Here is an 18,149-nt window from a genome sequence, read left to right as displayed (position 1 = left end):
TGACAAACTTAAGTTAGATAAATGTTTCAGATGCTTAAATTTTGGCAAATTTTAAGTTAAGTTGGCTCCGGCTGCCGCATCTAACAACCACCATAATTCCCCAACGGGTTGAATTAGTCGGCTAGGATAGGTCATGGCATCAGCCTTCGATGCGAACACTGCTGCCAACGGTTCCTGTTTATTTGCCCCCGTGACCAAAAACATCACACAGCGAGCGTGATTAATCAGGGGGACGGTAAAGGTCAGTCGCGGTTGACCGTCTTTATCGCCAACGGTAATTAAGCGATCCTCAACTGTTAAGGCTTCGGTATGGGGAAATAAAGATGCTGTATGAGCATCATCCCCCATCCCCAATAAAACCACATCAAAAGTCGGGAATTCTCCGGCATGGAGATCAAAAAATTGTTCTAACTCCCGATTGTATTGTTCAGCATCAGCCCTGGGATTATTGGCTGCCGTTGGTATGGGATGAATATGAGTAGCGGGAAAATTCACCTGATCCAGCCAAGCTCGCCGTGCCATCAGTTGGTTACTGTCGGGATGATCAGGAGAAACATAACGTTCATCTCCCCAAAATACATGAATTTGATTCCAAGGTAAAGGTTGTTGAGCTAACGCTTCATATAACGGTTTTGGGGTACTCCCTCCGGCTAAAGCGATCGTAAATTGATTACGAGTTTGAAGCGCCTCTGTAATTTTAGCTAGAAGAATATCTAAAGCTCGATCAATTAATTCGTCTCGATTCGCTAAAATTTCTATATTTTTTTCCATTAGGATAGCCTCAGAGATTAATTTAGGTATTTAGGCGACAGGCTAAAATAATAATAAGAGGTTTTGTCCGTTAACAGTTAACACTCAACAGTCAACTGTTAACATTCAACAGTCAACTTACCACTTTAACAAATTAAATTCTTCCATATCTACTGTGTCTCGGTTGCGATAAATGGTCAGAACAATTGCTAAACCGACTGCGGCTTCAGCCGCAGCAACAGTAATTACAAACACAGTAAAGACTTGACCTTTAATATTAGCAGAATCTAAAAAGTTAGAAAATGCCATTAAATTCAAGTTGACTGCATTTAATAATATTTCAATGGACATTAACACGCGCACAGCATTTCGGCTGGTAATTAATCCATAAATCCCAATACAAAATAGAGCCGCAGCCAATAACAAAAAATACTCCAGTTGTAATTGCATAACGTTCCAATTTTCTCCAATTTCATTGAATTCAACAGACTGAAAATAGCCGTCTTTAACCTAGTTCTAATATCCCCCAAATTAGTACAGACGCGCCATAGCACGTCTCTACTAAAACCCGACTTACCTGCTCAAATTCAAACCCGGTCTTGAGGGCGATCGCTACCTACAGAAAGTAACTCACGGGGACGTTCTTGTAAGGAAAAAACCGGAGGTTCAGTTTTTTCCGTAGGTGGAGCATCAGAATAATAATCTCGACGGGCGAGAATAATAGCTCCCACCATTGCCATTAACAAAAATACCGAAGCCAACTCAAAAGGTAATAGGAAATCAGTAAAAAAGTGCTGCCCAATTAAAGCAATTGAACTCTCTAGGGGTGCAACAACAGTTGTGATTGACCAAGGTGTAGATAACACCATTGTTCCTAACAGAGCAAATAATCCGACACAGACAATAGCAGTCGCACCTTTACGCAGCCAGGTTCCCGGAAGTTCTTTAAAAACTTCTCTTTTGTTCACTAACATAATCCCGAATAGGATCAGAACATTCACCGAACCCACATAAATTAAAACTTGTGCTGCGGCGACAAAATCAGCATTCAGGAGAATATATAATCCTGCAATACTAATAAATACACCCCCCAGTAAAAATGCAGAATAGACGATATTACTGAGTAGCACCACACCTAATGCTGTCCCCAGCATCATTATGGCTAATAAGCCAAAAGCAACAATTTGAACCCCTTCTGCTAGATTCACAATTTCATCATCCCTTAATCAAAGTATTTGGAGCAATTCAGTAGAGACGTGCCATGGCGCGTCTGTACACGGTTAACGGTCAAGCCTCATTCTTTTTTTCTATTTGTTCAATAATGGACTCAGGACGTAACCCAGCACGACGAGCCGTTTCCGGCAAATCATGGGCTTCGTTAACTCCGGCGGGCAAATAAGCGAACTCCCGCAACGGTGTCACCATCGGGTCATTTGTCACCTTATAGGGTAAACGTCCCAGTGCTACGCTATCATAGTTCAACTCGTGACGGTCATAAGCAGCTAATTCATATTCCTCCGTCATCGAGAGACAATTAGTGGGGCAGTATTCCACACAGTTTCCACAAAAAATGCAGACCCCAAAATCAATACTGTAGTGTTTAAGTTGCTTTTTCTTGTTTTCCTTGTTAAAGCTCCAATCAACAACAGGCAAATTGATCGGACAGACGCGAACACAAACCTCGCAAGCAATACACTTGTCAAACTCAAAATGAATCCGTCCCCGAAACCGTTCAGAAGGAATCAACTTTTCATAAGGATACTGAACAGTAATCGGGCGACGACGCATATGATCAAACGTCACAGCAAGCCCCTGACCGATATATTTAGCAGCTTGAAAGGTTTCTTTCGTGTAATCAGTGACTTGGTTGAGAAACTTCAACATGGTGTCTTCCTCGAACAGTAATCAGTAATCAGTAATCAGTAATCAGTCATCAGTCATCAGTCATCAGTTAAGACTTAAGAGTTAAGAGTTAGGAACATTAATTGATAGTTGTTTCCTACACTGATAACTGATAACGGGTAACTGATCACTGATGCGCGTTTTATCCCCCAAAAGCAACAGGGAATGCCAACTTGAGAGCAGCAGTTAACAGCAAATTGACTAAGCCAACGGGTAATAAGAATTTCCAACCTAGATTTAACAGTTGGTCAATGCGAACCCTAGGCACTGTCCACCGCAGTAAAACCGCCGTAAACACCAACAGATAAGCTTTTAAAACCGTCATAGTGATACCGAGCATCGCCAGAAGGACTTGTAACCAGGGAGTCGTTTCACTCAACCCCAAAGCCGGAGCAATCACATCAACCGGAATCGGAAAATCCCAACCCCCCAGGTATAAGACCGCCACCATCAAAGATGACAGAACCAAATTTACATAAGAAGCTAAATAATACAGAGCAAACTTCATGCCTGCATATTCAGTCTGATAACCTGCCACCAGTTCTTCTTCGGCTTCAGGTAAGTCAAAGGGTAAACGTTCACACTCGGCTAAAGCCGCAATCCAGAAGATCAGAAACCCAGCAGGTTGACGCCAAATATTCCAACCTAAAATTCCATAGCCCGTCTGCTGATTCACGATATCAATCGTACTCATACTATTAGACATCATCACCACAGCTAAAACGGCTAAGGCGAGGGGAATTTCATAGCTAATAGATTGAGCAGCGGCTCGCAATCCTCCTAATAAAGAATATTTATTATTGGAGGCATAACCCGACATTAACAACCCAATAGGTTGAATACTAGAAAGGGCAATCCAGAGAAAAATTGCAGTTCCTAAATCCGTAACCACCATGTTTTGTCCAAACGGTACAAATAAGTAGGACAAAAACACGGGAATTGACACAATAATTGGCCCCAATGTAAATAACCAAGGGTCAGCATTTATCGGAACCGTATCTTCTTTAAACAGTAACTTCAAACCATCAGCTAAAGGGGCTAAAATTCCCATAGGGCCGATATATTCAGGGCCGATCCTCTGTTGGGCTGCGGCCGAAATTTTCCGTTCCAGCCATACCGTGCCTAAAACGCCAACCACCGAAGCCACAATCATCAGACCGATCGGCAGAGGTAGCCAAAGCAATTTAGCAATCTCTAACGGTAAGCCCAGCCCCGTGAGGCCTTCTACAAAACTTCCTTGTAAGTCAATTCCTGGGTTCATGAAATCAGTAATCAGTAATCAGTTATCAGTTATCAGTTAATCCGTGTAATCCGTATAATCAGCGATCAATCTTTGTCGTAAACCAGTATAGCGTTTGACTGTTCTCAAAAGTTAGGCCACCTGAGAAAATTCACTGATCGGTTTGATCAAGAAATCGAGTGTTTGCGGTCGGCGGTCGGCTGTTGATTATTGATTGTAACCGTCAGCCTCAACCATCAACTGACACCTCCTTAAAGGGTTACTCCTTCTAGGTTAATCGCGCAGTTTCGTTCCTGGATCGGAACATAAATTTCTTTGTGAGAACCTGTATAAATTTGAGTGGGACGGTAAATCCGGTTTTTGGTGAGTTGTTCTTTCCAATGCGCTAACCAACCCGAAACACGGGCGATCGCAAAAATCGGGGTAAATAAATCCGCCGGAATGTCTAACTTGCGGTAAACCAGACCCGAATAGAAATCCACATTAGGATAGATTCCTTTTCCTCCTAAACGATCAGCCACAACTCGTTCTAATTCCAGAGCAATTTCATAATATTGGTCATGGCCAAACTTTTCAAATAGCTGTTCCCCTAATTCTTGCAAAATGGTCGCACGGGGATCTTTAACTTTATAAACCCGATGTCCAAATCCCATAATCTTAGATTTTTTAGCAATCAGATGATCCACATAGGGGGCGACATTTTCCACCGAACCAATTTCTTCCAACATCGTCAAAACTTCCTCATTCGCGCCCCCGTGTAATGGCCCTGCTAAGGTTCCTACAGCAGAAGCAATTACAGCATAGGGATCGGTTAAGGTGGAAGCTGTCACCATGGCTGAGAAGGTAGAAGCGTTAATCGTGTGTTCGGCATGAAGAGTCAGACAGACATCAAACACCCGTGCAGCTAACGGATCAGGTTCTCGTTCATTCAGCATATACAGAAAGTTAGCCGAATAATCTAAATCATCACGGGGTTGTACCGGATCATTTCCTTTCCGCATCAATTGGAATGCAGCAACCATTGTGGGAATTTTAGCCAGTAACCGCACAACGGCTTCTCGAATGTATTCGGGATTATCTAAAGCCCGACGAGAATAAAATAATCCTAACGCGGCCGCCGAGGTTTGTAAGGCATCCATCGGATGACCGGTTTCGGGAAAACATTTCATCATGTCCCGAATTCGATATTTAATCCGTCGATGATAGCGAATTTCGTGTTCAAACTCTGCTAATTCTTCTTGGGTGGGTAGTTTTCCCCAAATCAGCAGATAAGAAGTTTCCAGAAAGGTACTATAGTTAGCAAGTTGTTCAATACTAATTCCTCGGTACTCCAATATTCCTTTTTGTCCATCAACGTAGCTAATGCTGGACAATGTGGCGGGAACGCCCTCAAGACCGGGTTTGAATTCACTAACGGCAGTCATAGAAGTTTATGTAGGTGTGTGGATATTTATCAAGCTACATTACCAGAGGAATTGATAGTGTTTTCGTTTTAACAGGATTTTATTCACAAAAATGCCTGGGATGTTGATGCTTGGCTATTGTGCGGCATTCGCCTGCGAGTACAGAAGCCGACACTGTACTTGGTACTCCAAGTCAGTGTGGGTAGTTCACACAGAAAATCTCAAGAAATCAAGTTATTCTTGAGAGCAAACCGAATTAACTCAGCACGATTATTACTATCGGTTTTTCTCAATAAACTACTGACATACTTTTCAACGGTTCTGGGACTCAGATGTAAGTGATCGCCAATGGCAATATTAGAAAGTCCTTCTGCTAACAAATCTAGGACTTCACGCTCCCGTTGGGTCAGACTAATCTCTAAGGTTGGCGGCGACTTGATGACAACAGCCTCTGAAGTGGCTTCTGAAACATCAGGAACCGTATCAGCCAGACGGACTCGCCATTCCGACTCAATTAATTGCGATCGCTCTAATAAAGCCCGGATCACCACCCCCAACTCTTCCAACTCAAAGGGTTTGGGCAAATAATTATCACATCCGAGTTGATACCCTCGAATCCGTTCTTGGGTACTGGTGTGGGCGGTTAAAAAAATCACCGGAAGCAGACGAAAGACAGGACGAGCGCGGACTCGCTTGATTAGCTCATAGCCATCCATCTCAGGCATAGCAATATCTGTCACGATCAGGTGGGGCTGATATTGCTCCACCAAGCGTAGCGCCTCCTGACCATTCTCGGCGGCAATTACCGAATAGCCAGAAATGTCCAGGTAATCACTAATCGAGAGACGAGTCCCTAAATCATCATCAACCACTAAGATTGTTAAAGGCATAGGGACTAAGAAGGGAATAGGGAGTACCAGAGGCAGGGGGAGCGTCCTCGCTCGTTAAGAATCAACCGTCAACAATTAACTATAACTTGCCATTAAGCTGCCTGGTTTTCCTAAATCTCCTTCTAAAACTACCCCGCGTTGATTGCTGGCTAAATGTCGCAGAATTTTATAAATAACTTCTATTTGATCCGCAACTTCTGCCCGTTCAGCTAAGGTTTTTAGGGAGAGGGGTTGACCTGCATCTTGGAGGACTTGAATAATTTTTCGTTGTAAGTCCAGAACTTCCGCCGCTGCTTTTTTACCTGCTTCGACACCGGGTTGATGGTAAGCGTTAATATTAACTAAAGAAGCATATAAACCCACAGCCCGGTCATACAAAGCAATTAACGCGCCTACGATTTGGGGGTTAACTTCAGGAACCGTAATCGTAATTGAATCTCGATGATTTTCATACAAGGCTTGTCGAGTTCCGAGTAAAAATCCCGATAAATAATCCCCAGATGTTACCCCTGGTTCGACTTCAAAAGCGGGAAGGGATCGATCTTTTAACACTTCAATTAACGTGGCAAAAAAGTTAGGAACTCCTTCGCGTAATTGTTGAACATAAGCGTGTTGATCCGTCGATCCTTTATTGCCATAAACCGCAATTCCTTGATAGACAATATTGCCATCGAGGTCTTTTTCTTTCCCCAAGGATTCCATCACTAACTGTTGTAAATAGCGACTAAACAACAGCAAACTATCCTTATAGGGCAAAACGACCATATCTTTTTCGCCTTTCCCATTTCCGGCATAATACCAAGCCAAAGCCAATAAGGCGGCAGGATTGGTTTTAACCTGCGGTTTGCGGGTGGCGATGTCCATCGCTTTAGCCCCGGCTAACATCCCCCGAATATCAATGCCTTGTAAGGCTGCGGGTAATAGCCCAACGGCCGATAATTCAGAAGTCCGGCCCCCCACCCAATCGGCCATCGGAAAGGTCGTTAACCAGCCTTCAGCGTGGGCTTGTTGATCGAGTTTACTGCCAACTCCGGTAACAGCGACGGCTTGTTTAGCAAACTGCAAATTTTGGGCAGAAAAGGCATTTTGTACCTCGATCATGCCGTTACGGGGTTCTGGAGTGCCACCGGATTTAGAAATTACCAGCACTAGGGTACTCTTGAGGCGATCGCCAATTTTAGCTAAAACCCGATCAATTCCTTTCGGATCGCTGTTATCAATAAAATGGATATTCAGAGCGGGATGTTCTGAGGCTAAGGCTTCCGCCACGAACTGTGGCCCTAAAGCCGATCCTCCAATTCCAATGGATAAAATATCCGTGAATTTTGGAGTTTGAGGCGGTTTAACTTCCCCTTGATGAACCTTTTGCGTAAACGCCTCAATTTTTTCTAAGGTTTCCACAATTTCTCGTTTGAGGCCTGATGTCGGGGCGAGATCGGGGTCGCGCAACCAATAATGACCCACCATGCGGTTTTCATCCGGGTTAGCGATCGCCCCTTGTTCCAAAGCGTCCATGGCTTTAAAAGCCTGATCAAACTTGGGCAATAAGGATGCAACAAATTCATCGTCGAATCGCATTCGACTGATATCTAGGTACAGTCCTAGGCCGTCATGATAGTATAGCCAATCTTGGTAGCGTTGCCAGAGTGCAGTGGCATCCATAGTCTTACATTCCGCTATATTAATTTTTAGCTTAAGGGATAACTGATTCAGATTAACTCTTTTTGGGTTAATGATTAACGGTTAAGGCTAACTGCTTGATAAACTAGACAGATGTTTGCTTGTGACCGGATTTGCAACTATGGCCAAAATTCTAGTGATCGCTAACGGCAAAGGAGGAGTGGGGAAAACCACAACCGCCATTAACCTGGCTGCGATTCTTGCCAATAACTTTACCACACTGTTAGTTGATACTGATCCCCAGGGTTCAGCCTGTTGGTGGGCCGAACAAGGCCAACGGGGAGAAATGCCCTTTGAGCATTCGTCTGAAACTGACCCCAGTTTGTTGTCTCGGTTGCAGCAGATTAAAGATTATGAATTAGTAGTCGTGGACACCCCTCCGGCGTTAAAATCCGATGCGTTATTGGCTGTTGTGCAAGTGGCCGATTATTTGGTGTTACCGACCCAAGCCGCACCAATGGATTTAGTGGCATTAATAGAAACGGTGAAATCAACAATTACCCCCTCAAAAGTTCCCCATCGGGTGTTAATGACCAAGGTAGATCCTCGGAGTTTAGGGGATGCGTTTGAGGCGCAAAAATCGTTACAAGAAGCGGGTATTCCCGTGTTTAAAAATATTATTCGCGCGTATAAAGCTCACGAACGTTGTCCCTTAGAAGGGGTGCCAATTATTCAATCGAAAAGTCATAATTCCAGAGAAGCGGCTTCGGATTATCGACGGGTTGCGGTGGAATTATTAAGAAATTTATAGGGTAAATATTAATTCCCTCAAATGCTATCAATTCCTATTCAACACCGAGGAGAATAAATTATGCTCCAAATTACCTTAACCCCCGAACAAGAACAGTTTTTACAAGCCCAACTTAAAACTGGAAAATACAATAACCCCCAAGAGGTAATTTCTAAAGCCTTTAAGCTGTTAGAAAAAGAGGAGAAAACTGAATTGCTTGCCAATATTCCAGGTAGCGCATCAGCTAAAAAGCTCCTGACAGAAAAGATTAAAGAGTTTAGGGATAACCTAAAAAACACTCAAAACCAACCCCTAAACCTTGAACAAGAAAAATTGAGTCGAAAAGTAAAAGAGCTATTTGATAAAACTCAATCTATCCCTGGAATTGGAGATATAACCGAGGAGGAAATAGTCGCAGAAATAGAAGCCTATAGGGGAGGAGGAGGAAAATCATTGTTGAAAAAACTTTAGGTCAAACCCCGATATTAAAATCCGTGTAAATCCCCTTAATCCTTTTAATCCGTCTTCATAATTTGTGTGAGTTCAGCAATTTTTAAAGCTAAGGAATGAAAATCTTTATAAGCATTTTGTACCGCTTGAAGATGAGCACCAATTGCTCCATCGGCAGGTTTCAGCGCGAACATCGGTTTATGGGCTTCTTGCGCCAAAGGCATAAGGCTTTGATAATGTTTGAGTAAAGCTAAACAATTCGGATCATGACTCAATGCTAATTCAGGATTTTCTGCTTCTCCTAAAACTGCTTGTCGATAAATATTAGGAATGCGATTCATCCATCGCTGATAGGCTTTTACTGGACGATCTAATCTAACCGAATGCTGTAACAAAACATATCCGACTGGCTGCATTTGACCCGAAGGAAGTTGTAAATCAGATACCGGTTTTTTTTCTAATCTTTCTTGCCATTCTTGTCGCCAACGTCTTAAAGTAGGGCCTAAATTCTTCAATCCTTGTAGGGAGAATAAATCGGGAGCAATGGGAACAACAACATAATTAGTCGCAATTAAAGCCGCCCGATTAATCGCGCCTAAATTGGGGCCGAGATCGGTTAAAATCACATCAGCCTGATGGCTTTCGGCGGTGTATTGTAGGAGTCGCCAAAAGGCAGAAATTACTCGAAAAGATCGTTCTTTCCTATCCATACATCCGGGCCATTCTGAGGAGAGATTATCTTCAAATCCAGATAACAATAAATCTCCTACTAATAGTGCTAAGTTATCTTCGATTAATTCTAATTGCGGAGAGGCAATATCTCCAATACCACGCACAAGCGGTTGAACACACCGAAAAACCGTATTGGGTTGAGAGTTGTCTTCCCAAATTTCTTCTAAGCGATCTTCATCTAAAAAAGCCGCCGTGAGATTGGCTTGCGGATCTAAATCAGCAGCAACAACTCTTAATCCTAAATGATTATACATCCAAGCTAAATGATAAACAAGGGATGTTTTTCCAACGCCTGCTTTATTATTGAAAAAAGCAATAATGGGAATATTCATAAATGTCTCCGAATCACAGCTAAAATATAACTATCTTCAACGGTAAATTCTAGGGGAGGATTACCATTTTTTTTGAGTTCTTTTTGGGCGATAGAAATTCCAACGCCAAATCGTTGTACATAACCTAAATTTTTCAAAACTTCTGCTAAATTAGGATTACGATAATCTGTAATTCCGGGTTGACCAAAGTTTTGACGGGTTACTTGTCCAAAGGGGCCACCTGGATTTTGAATTTCAATGCGATCGCTAAACCAATTAATTCTTATTGGTGCATAAGTTCCTTCATAAGTTCGATGTAAAACTGCATTTCGAGTTAATTGTTGTAGCGCAACTAAAGGATAATCAGGTTGTTTAATTTCTAAAGGCTGAGTCGTTAAATCAGAAGCTACTGAAATATTAATCTGTAGCGTTTCATCTAATTGTCTCAAAATTTGAGAAATTGATCCAGTTATCTCTTTTTGATCTTTGATTGGATCAGTTAATTCAGTTCCTTCAATTCTAAGAAATTGAATATAAGCACCCGGAATAAAATCTCTAGGTTGTTTTCCAATGACTAAAATACCTAAATTTGTCGGTTGAATAGGATAATTAAGACGATTAATAAATCTAACAGAAGCTAGTTGTTGTTCAATGGTTCTTTGATTTTGTTCTAAGATATCTGGGGGTAAACTAGCGGGTAAATATTCTTGTTGAAATAGGTTTAAATTAAAATCCTCTAAACTGGCAGAAGGTAACGGTTGAATATCAAAAGGTAAATCTCTGAAACGCCTTTTTTCTGATAAGCGACGTTCTTCTTCAGCCGTCGCGGTCGCACGACGTGGCCCTACTCGTATCCAGATTCGCCCATTGTAGCGTACAGGAGGCGCATAGGAAGGTTCTACAATGATAAGGGCTAACTGACATCCGGCGACAATTTGTTTTTGAACGGTCATTGTCGGAAATGGTAGAATATTTCCATTTGAACGCATCTCAGCCAGATTTTTTAACAGGTCATCGGTGATGGCAAGATTAGCACAAGTCCCATTATCATTAACCCCAATAAAAAGTACCCCAGGTTGTTGATGATTAGGTAAGTCATTAGCAAAAGCACAAATTGTTTCTTGAAGTTTTCCTCGGTCTGATGGGGATGCTTTACGTTCTACTCGATCTGATTCTAGATCCTTAAGCAGCTTTTCTAATTCAGCGTCATCCATTTTTAGACGATTTTAAGATATTCTACCTAACTAATTATAACATTTTTTTGATATTATCTAATCATAGACTAAAAAATTTTACGAGGATTTCAAAATGACTCAAAGCTTGCGTGTTGTTGCTCGTGTTGTGGCGTTACCGGATAAAGTAGAAGCGTTAAAAGCGGTATTATTGGCCTTAGTTGAACCGACTCGTCAAGAAGCGGGTTGTTTACAATATGATTTATTACAAAATCAAGAGGATTTAACCGATTTTACCTTTGTAGAAGAATGGGAAAGTTTACAACATTTACAAAGCCATTTAGCAAGTGTTCATCTTCAAAAAGCGTTAACTCAAATTGAAGGTTTGGTTGCGAGTCCGCCGGATATTCGGCGTTATGATAAAATTTTATAAGGGTTAGTTTTTTGAATTGTACAAGCTACTCCCCAAATTCCTGATAAAATTAGCCAACTCAAGGTATTGACTCGAAAATCAAATAAGGTGACATCAAAACAGTTAAATACAATTAACACTAAGAATGTGATTAAATAGCTATAATAAATTAATCCATCGGAAGGATTCGTTAAGCTATTTTTTAATAACAAAAATCCTTGAGTTAATATAATACCCAAGATCAGCATAAAAAATAGGGTTGTAGGAATCCCCATTTCTGCGAACATCATTAAAAATAAATTATGGGGATGACCTAACCAAACGTTCATTTTAGCTTCATAAAGGGGGGTAAAATTTCTGAGTCCCCATCCACTTAATGGGCGAGTTTGGGCTAAGTTTAAAGCAAATTTCCATTGGGTAATTCTTAGGGTTTCTACGGGACGGACAAAATTTTGATCGGTAATTCTTTGCCAAAAATAAGCGGGAATAATGATTCTTAATCCTTCTTTAATTGGAGAGGGTGCAAAAGCTGACCCGAAAATGGCTGTTACTCCTGTTGTTACTAATAGGATTAACCACCACCATCCTAAATATAAAGCATAGGCTAAACTTGATAAAACTGCTAACCCCCAAGCGTTGCGAGAGTTAGTTAAAATTAAGTCAATTCCGGTTAATAATAGAGTTAAAAATAATAAGGCTATTCTCAAGTTATAATTATTAAGATAAAATTCTGATTTTTGGGTTTTATTTTGCCATTCTTCAATTAATAATCCCAGAGTTAATGTAAAAATAATCACTAAATAAGCTGCAAAAATATTCGCATACATAAAGACCGAGGACATTCGACCCGGAGGATTTCCATTCAGTTGTAAACTCCAGCCTAAAATCCCCTGTAAAAGGTCAATTCCTGACCATCCTAAATAGTGTTGTCCCAGTCCCAAAATTGTCACGGGAATAGCAGCAAAAATCATTAACCACGATAACCACCGCAGTTGACTAGGGGTTTGGATAATTTCACTTAACCCCGCAAACACAATAAAATAGGGAATAAAATTATTTAAACCGATCAAAGATTCCAGGGGATTATCTGCTAAAATAGAAATAATAACTAATAAAATACTTAAAATAGCCAACCCTTGATTAACGGGGTTTTTCCGAATCGATTTAAACTGACGTTGATAACTGATAAGCATTGCCAAAATAATACCAATAGCACCAAAAATTGGTAAGATTGGAAATAAAAACACCCCCCATTGTAAACAATTCCAAGGTAACTTTAACCGTTGTTCTGGGTGAGGAAAAAGGATAAATTTCATGGATTAAAACCCGTCAAAAAATCTCAAATTAGCGTTAAGTATAAGCCCAATCTGAACGGGTTAAACGAATTTGTGCTAAAGTAAATATAGTAGGAATAATCCGCGCATAATTAGTTGAAATTGAGCGCCATCCTAAGTCAGCAATTAACCACGTCCACAACAACGGCCCCAGGAAAGAAAATACACTCCGAGTTAACCCATATCTTGCCGCCGTAACCGCCATTCCTCGGTTTGCGGTTTGAATGGCAACATAATTTTTAAATTGGGTAGCTGCGGTGGCACTTCCCACAACTAAGGCTTCTTTTGCGACTTGATATTTAGCAAAATGTAAGGCAAATTGACGGGCAATTTGTCCTAAAATTATCGGTCTAATTACAGAATTAACAGCTACCAAACTTCCGGCTTTAAATAACCACCCTAACGGATCTTTTTGAGCAGAAATCGGTAAGGGTTTTAAAGGTCTTGTTTCTGTTAAAGCTTTCTGAACTTTTTGGGTTAAAGCAGCTTGCTCTGACTGCGGTAAACGTTTCCAAGCTTGACCTAAAAGATGCAAAAAAACTTCGGCTTCTAAATCAGAAGTTGACAGGTTTTTTGAATAGGTAATTTTCAAATAGTGACAAACTTGAATTAAGGCTTGGCGGTAAGTCACTTGCTGAGTTTTTCCCCGCAATACCGTCACCCCATCGGCGGCAAGATAGCGAAAACGCTGTTCTAAGGCATCTAACCACGCTTCCCGGTCTCGACTTTGAACATCAATGGGATGGGGAGTTTGTACATAGTCTAAAGGGTTCAAACCCCGACTAAACAAGAGTTCTGTTAACTGTTCTAACTCCTCTTCTGTTGCCAGTTCCAATGCGGATCTTAGTTCGTCCAACGTTGATCTCCTCCTAAATTCGGAGTGTTTCTCTCACCTATTTTACTACTATTTGGGAAAATCTGTTATTCGGGATCAGTAAATCCTGTTTTGTTAACAATTGCTGATCAGATTCCCTGAAATTTATCATTATTCTTTTTGGTCAACGGGTTTAACTGTTACATTTAATTGGAAACCCATTGCATTCAGCCAGGAAATGAATGTATAAATTTCTTCCCCTTTACTTTGAGATAACATTTGATCTAGCTTTTTATAAAGTTCATGAGCTTCTTGAGTTAACTGATTATTTTGTAAATACGCATCAACAATATCTTTAAATGCAGCCTGAAGTAATTCGGGTTCAGGTTGATTATCTTCAATCTCTAAGATCACTTCTAAATAGCCAGCAGCACTAATTGGATCTTGGAGAGAAGAAATTAAATATTCGTGATAGTTTTTAGTTGTGGGAACTTTCAGTTTGTTCATAATTTCTCCAGTATTTTTGAGCTTTTTTAATATCTTCTTTTTGAGAACTTTTATCACCCCCACAGAGAAGTAATACAATAGTTAAACCAATTTGTCCAAAATAAATGCGATAACCCGATCCATAGTTAACCCTAAATTCATATACTCCTTCTCCTACTGAGCGATAATCTCCTAAATTTCCAAGTTCAACTCGCCTTAGTCGTTTCTTAATTAGAGATACTCCTCTAATATCCTGAAAAGCATCTAGCCATTCTTCAAAGGGACTTGTTCCATCAGGTTTTAAATAGGTTTTTACTTGCTTAGGTTGAACTTCCATAATTTTAACACAACCCATCAAATTACAACTTTCATTCATTTAGAATATCAGAAATCAGCAATATAGACTTATAATCTAAGAAACTGAAGTTCAACAATACCCATGAATTCAATCATATTTGATGTCGCCGTTATTGGTGCTGGAGCTTCGGGTTTAACCTGCGCTCAACAGTTACAAAATGCTGGATATAGTGTGATCGTTTTAGATAAATCAAGGGGTGTGGGAGGACGAATGGCGACTCGACGAATAGCGGGAACTCGTGCAGATCATGGAGTCCGTTATTTAGAACCTCAAGGAGAAAAATTACAACAGTTAATTCAATATTTAAAAACCTCTGAACCCTTAGAAAATCAACTCCAACTTTGGACAAATACTCTCTATGAGTTTAAAGAAAATCAACTCCAACCGTCAACTATTTCCCAACCCTATTATATCATACCCTCTGGGATGAGTACAGTCGGAAAAATTTTAGCCCAGGGGTTGAATATTCGGTTAAGTAGTCGAGTTGAATCTTTGACTATCACACCTGAAAATACTTGGCAATGTCAGATAGAATTAAGCGATAATAATACAGAACTTCCTCATACAGTAACAGCAAAATCTCTGGTTATTGCCATTCCTGCACCTCAAGCGTCAATATTAATTGCAGATTCTAATATTGCGGTTGAGCCTAATTTTTTAGACTCAATAAAATCCGTTGAATACGCTCCTTGTATTACCGTAATAGCAGGTTATTCAACTGCAAAACAGAACAATCTTCCTGAATGGAAAGCTGTAAATTTCAGCGATGATCAAATATTAGACTGGGTAGGAGTCGATAGCAGTAAACGCTTGAATGCTACACAGCCTATTTTTGTAATTCAAAGCAATAGTAATTTTGCGGAACAATATTTAGAAGCATCTGATTTAAACGCAGTCGCAAAGAAGTTAATTCATCAAGCTGCAAATACTTTATTCCCTGGGTTAGATACTCCCGAATGGATACAAGTTCACCGTTGGCGTTATGCTTTTTGTCAAAAACCTTTAAGTGTTTCTTGTTTAACAACGATAATTCCGTTACCCTTAGTTTGTGCGGGAGATTGGTGTGGTGGAAATAAAATTGAAAGTGCGTTAAAATCGGGAACACAAGCCGCACATTGGCTGCAAACTCAAACCCATCTGTTAAAAAATCTATGAATTTAGAGTAAAGACCTTTGATTAAATGCTTTTATTATGGGATAATAAAAAAAATATTCCCAGAGGAATATAGTCACGGAGTTGACTCATCCTTTAAAGTCTAAAAAACCCGTTGTATTTATGTGATTTTTTCTTAAATTATGGGCAACTTTGCAGAAGTTTTATCAGAACCAATTGTTCCATTTGTAGTATTACTACTGGTTATCCTAAGCGTTCCCATTTTATTTGAACGGTTAAAACTCCCTGGACTAATAGGATTATTAGTAGCGGGAGTTTTCCTGGGGCCTTATGGGTTGAAAATATTATCAACTGAACTGCCGATGATGAAACTTTTATCAGATATTGGGTTACTTTATCTGATGTTTGTGGCAGGTTTAGAAGTTGATATTAAGCAATTTAAACGCCAGAAAAATCGTTCGCTAGGTTTTGGATTTTTAACCTTTGCAATTCCCCTGAGTGCGGGTATTTTGGTGGGTCGTTTGTTTGGTTGGGATTGGAATGCGTCGGTTTTAATTGGTTCTTTATTAGCTTCCCATACGTTATTAGCTTATCCGATTATTAGCCGATTAGGTGTTGTTAATAATCAAGCTGTTATTGTTACTATCGGAGCGACAATTTTTACAGATATTGGAGCATTATTAGTCCTAGCAGTCTGTATCGCAGTTCATGCTGGCGACTTTTCTATTGCTAACCTGGCTGCTCTGATTTTAGCATTAGGGATTTATACGGCGGTTGTTTTATTTGGTTTTGATTGGTTAGGAAGACTATTTTTTAATCAAATTGGAAAGGAAGAAGGAAATCAATTTTTATTTGTATTATTAGTTGTTTTTCTAGCCTCTCTAGGCGCGCAATTAATTGGAGTCGAAAAAATTATTGGGGCTTTTTTAGCAGGATTAGCGATTAATGAAGTGGTGGGTGAAGGTGCTGTTAAAGAAAAAGTTGTTTTTGTAGGAAGTGTTTTATTTATCCCGATCTTTTTTGTAGATTTAGGATTATTAATCGATTTACAAGGATTCCTCAAAAGTATATTGTCTTTTGCCTTTCCAGCAACGATTGTTTTTGCTTTACTGGGGAGTAAATTTTTAGCTGCATTTTTTAGTAAATTAATTTATAAGTATACCACCCAAGAATTATTAACAATGTGGTCATTATCAATTCCTCAAGTGGGAGCCACATTAGCCGCAGCCTTAGTGGGTTATAAGGCAGAATTAATTAATGAAGAAGTTTTAAATAGTGTGATTGTATTATTGTTAGTCACCGCAACAGTAGGCCCTATTATTACCAGCCGAGTTGCGGTTGGACTGTCAACTTCATCATCAACAGAACCCCATACAGAACCCGATTTTAATAGTTGGGAAACTCCCTCACTGGATCAAATTTTTACTGTTGTTGTTCCTGTCTATAATCCTCATACTGAACGTCATTTAATTGAAATGGCTGCTTTATTTGCTAAGGGTCATTCGGGTCAAATTATTCCTTTAGCAATTACAGTTCCCCATGCTAGTAATATGGATATTCCTGAATTAGATACCGCTTTAAAAAGAGGTCAATTATTATTAAAAAAAGCGGAAGAATTAGCGACCCTATTACAAGTATCTTGTCAATCTTTATTGAGAATTGATGATAGCACTGCTCAAGGTATTGTTCGAGCCTCACGCGAACAAAAAGCTAATTTAATTGTGATGGGATGGGGACGAAGAAGAGGATTTCAAGCTCGTTTATTTGGGAACGTAATTGATGGAGTTTTATGGGATGCTCATTGTCCTGTTGCTGTTTCTCGGTTATTAATTGAACCCCAACAGATTCAACGAGTTTTAGTTCCTGTAGAAAATTTAGGAGAAGAAACAGCGAGGTTATTAAAATTTGCCCAAGCATTAGGAAATTCTGGGTTATCGATTACAGTTTTGCATTTATGCGATCGCTCAACCTCTGATAAAAATATGGTTTTGATTCAATCTCAACTCACTAAATTAACGGAACAAAAAAGTCAAACAAATGCAGCCAAAATTGAAATTGAAGTCAGACGAGGAGTTGATATTGTTCGGCAAATTCTTCTGGCTTCTGAATCCACTGATTTAGTGGTTTTGCGTGCAACTCGATATCGCACGGCGGCTGGATTAGCAGTCAGTGATATTACTAACCAACTATTAGAACATTTAAGCTGTTCTGTGATTATGTTAGGAGAACCCCAATATTTACGCGGTTTTTCCTAAACAAAAAAAGCTTAATTTAGTGATGTTATATTCCATCCCTTAATGTTTGCTACAAATCCCCCCCTGTAGAGACTAAGCATGGCTAGTCTCTACAGGGGGGTTAGGAGGGATCATCTG

19 protein-coding genes are annotated in these 18,149 nt (G+C 40.1%); 5 read left to right on the top strand and 14 right to left on the bottom strand.

Annotation, left to right across the window (positions count from 1 at the left end):
- Positions 1–51 precede the first annotated feature (51 nt).
- From pgl to PL8927_RS27405, 8 genes are all read right to left on the bottom strand, one after another.
- Positions 52–771 (bottom strand): 6-phosphogluconolactonase, encoded by a 720-nt coding sequence (pgl, locus tag PL8927_RS27440; RefSeq protein WP_083627067.1) that lies wholly within the window; start codon positions 769–771, stop codon positions 52–54.
- Positions 772–888: 117 nt separating this feature from the next.
- Positions 889–1,200: an NADH-quinone oxidoreductase subunit NuoK gene (nuoK, locus tag PL8927_RS27435; RefSeq protein ID WP_072718238.1), complete on the bottom strand. Its 312-nt coding sequence runs from the start codon at positions 1,198–1,200 to the stop codon at positions 889–891.
- A gap of 137 nt (positions 1,201–1,337) precedes the next feature.
- The gene (locus PL8927_RS27430) at positions 1,338–1,958 is read right to left on the bottom strand and encodes an NADH-quinone oxidoreductase subunit J (protein ID WP_083627066.1); all 621 of its coding nucleotides are present in this window, start codon (positions 1,956–1,958) and stop codon (positions 1,338–1,340) included.
- 79 nt (positions 1,959–2,037) lie between these two features.
- Positions 2,038–2,631, bottom strand: coding sequence for an NAD(P)H-quinone oxidoreductase subunit I (gene ndhI, locus PL8927_RS27425; protein ID WP_197047577.1), 594 nt, complete (start codon positions 2,629–2,631; stop codon positions 2,038–2,040).
- 163 nt (positions 2,632–2,794) lie between these two features.
- Positions 2,795–3,913, bottom strand: coding sequence for an NADH-quinone oxidoreductase subunit NuoH (nuoH, locus tag PL8927_RS27420; protein ID WP_083627064.1), 1,119 nt, complete (start codon positions 3,911–3,913; stop codon positions 2,795–2,797).
- 230 nt (positions 3,914–4,143) lie between these two features.
- Complete coding sequence (locus PL8927_RS27415) at positions 4,144–5,316, bottom strand: citrate synthase (protein ID WP_083627063.1); 1,173 nt, start codon at positions 5,314–5,316, stop codon at positions 4,144–4,146.
- A gap of 200 nt (positions 5,317–5,516) precedes the next feature.
- A complete protein-coding gene (locus PL8927_RS27410) occupies positions 5,517–6,185 on the bottom strand; it encodes a response regulator transcription factor (RefSeq protein ID WP_083627062.1) in 669 nt (222 codons plus the stop codon).
- 75 nt (positions 6,186–6,260) lie between these two features.
- A complete protein-coding gene (locus PL8927_RS27405; RefSeq protein ID WP_083627061.1) occupies positions 6,261–7,847 on the bottom strand; it encodes a glucose-6-phosphate isomerase in 1,587 nt (528 codons plus the stop codon).
- A gap of 139 nt (positions 7,848–7,986) precedes the next feature.
- Here PL8927_RS27405 and PL8927_RS27400 point away from each other — a divergent pair, with 139 nt between their 5' ends.
- Both PL8927_RS27400 and PL8927_RS27395 read left to right on the top strand, forming a co-directional pair.
- A complete protein-coding gene (locus PL8927_RS27400) occupies positions 7,987–8,616 on the top strand; it encodes a ParA family protein (protein WP_083627060.1) in 630 nt (209 codons plus the stop codon).
- A gap of 60 nt (positions 8,617–8,676) precedes the next feature.
- On the top strand, positions 8,677–9,066 hold the full coding sequence (locus tag PL8927_RS27395) for a ribbon-helix-helix domain-containing protein (protein WP_083627059.1): 390 nt from the start codon (positions 8,677–8,679) through the stop codon (positions 9,064–9,066).
- Positions 9,067–9,110: 44 nt separating this feature from the next.
- On the opposite strand, the gene PL8927_RS27390 is transcribed toward PL8927_RS27395, so the two are convergent.
- Together PL8927_RS27390 and PL8927_RS27385 are read right to left on the bottom strand one after the other, a co-directional pair.
- Positions 9,111–10,109, bottom strand: a complete 999-nt coding sequence (locus PL8927_RS27390; RefSeq protein WP_083627058.1) for a ParA family protein — start codon at positions 10,107–10,109, stop codon at positions 9,111–9,113.
- Positions 10,106–11,302 carry an ATP-binding protein gene (locus tag PL8927_RS27385; RefSeq protein ID WP_083627057.1) on the bottom strand — a complete coding sequence of 399 codons (1,197 nt, stop codon included), beginning with the start codon at positions 11,300–11,302 and terminating at the stop codon, positions 10,106–10,108. Before PL8927_RS27385 ends, PL8927_RS27390 begins: the two co-directional genes overlap by 4 nt.
- Before the next feature lie 94 nt (positions 11,303–11,396).
- On the opposite strand from PL8927_RS27385, the gene PL8927_RS27380 reads away from it, so the two are divergent.
- Positions 11,397–11,693, top strand: coding sequence for a putative quinol monooxygenase (locus PL8927_RS27380; RefSeq protein WP_083627056.1), 297 nt, complete (start codon positions 11,397–11,399; stop codon positions 11,691–11,693).
- On the opposite strand, the gene PL8927_RS27375 is transcribed toward PL8927_RS27380, so the two are convergent.
- The 4 genes from PL8927_RS27375 to PL8927_RS27360 all read right to left on the bottom strand — a co-directional run bounded on the left by PL8927_RS27375 (position 11,675) and on the right by PL8927_RS27360 (position 14,643).
- Positions 11,675–12,988: an O-antigen ligase family protein gene (locus PL8927_RS27375; RefSeq protein WP_083627055.1), complete on the bottom strand. Its 1,314-nt coding sequence runs from the start codon at positions 12,986–12,988 to the stop codon at positions 11,675–11,677. The two genes, PL8927_RS27380 and PL8927_RS27375, sit on opposite strands and share 19 nt — an antisense overlap.
- Positions 12,989–13,022: 34 nt before the next feature.
- On the bottom strand, positions 13,023–13,862 hold the full coding sequence (locus tag PL8927_RS27370; RefSeq protein ID WP_083627054.1) for a YaaW family protein: 840 nt from the start codon (positions 13,860–13,862) through the stop codon (positions 13,023–13,025).
- A 129-nt stretch (positions 13,863–13,991) separates the two neighbouring features.
- A complete protein-coding gene (locus PL8927_RS27365; RefSeq protein WP_083627053.1) occupies positions 13,992–14,327 on the bottom strand; it encodes a helix-turn-helix domain-containing transcriptional regulator in 336 nt (111 codons plus the stop codon).
- Positions 14,299–14,643 carry a type II toxin-antitoxin system RelE/ParE family toxin gene (locus PL8927_RS27360; RefSeq protein ID WP_083627091.1) on the bottom strand — a complete coding sequence of 115 codons (345 nt, stop codon included), beginning with the start codon at positions 14,641–14,643 and terminating at the stop codon, positions 14,299–14,301. The genes PL8927_RS27365 and PL8927_RS27360 overlap by 29 nt, the downstream gene beginning before the upstream one ends.
- 102 nt (positions 14,644–14,745) lie before the next feature.
- Here PL8927_RS27360 and PL8927_RS27355 point away from each other — a divergent pair, with 102 nt between their 5' ends.
- Complete coding sequence (locus PL8927_RS27355; RefSeq protein ID WP_197047575.1) at positions 14,746–15,819, top strand: NAD(P)/FAD-dependent oxidoreductase; 1,074 nt, start codon at positions 14,746–14,748, stop codon at positions 15,817–15,819.
- 140 nt (positions 15,820–15,959) lie between these two features.
- On the top strand, positions 15,960–18,032 hold the full coding sequence (locus PL8927_RS27350) for a cation:proton antiporter domain-containing protein (RefSeq protein ID WP_083627052.1): 2,073 nt from the start codon (positions 15,960–15,962) through the stop codon (positions 18,030–18,032).
- The last annotated feature ends 117 nt before the right edge of the window (positions 18,033–18,149 follow it).

Source organism: Planktothrix serta PCC 8927, assembly GCF_900010725.2.
GTDB lineage: Bacteria > Cyanobacteriota > Cyanobacteriia > Cyanobacteriales > Microcoleaceae > Planktothrix > Planktothrix serta.
This window is presented reverse-complemented; position numbering and strand designations above follow the sequence as displayed.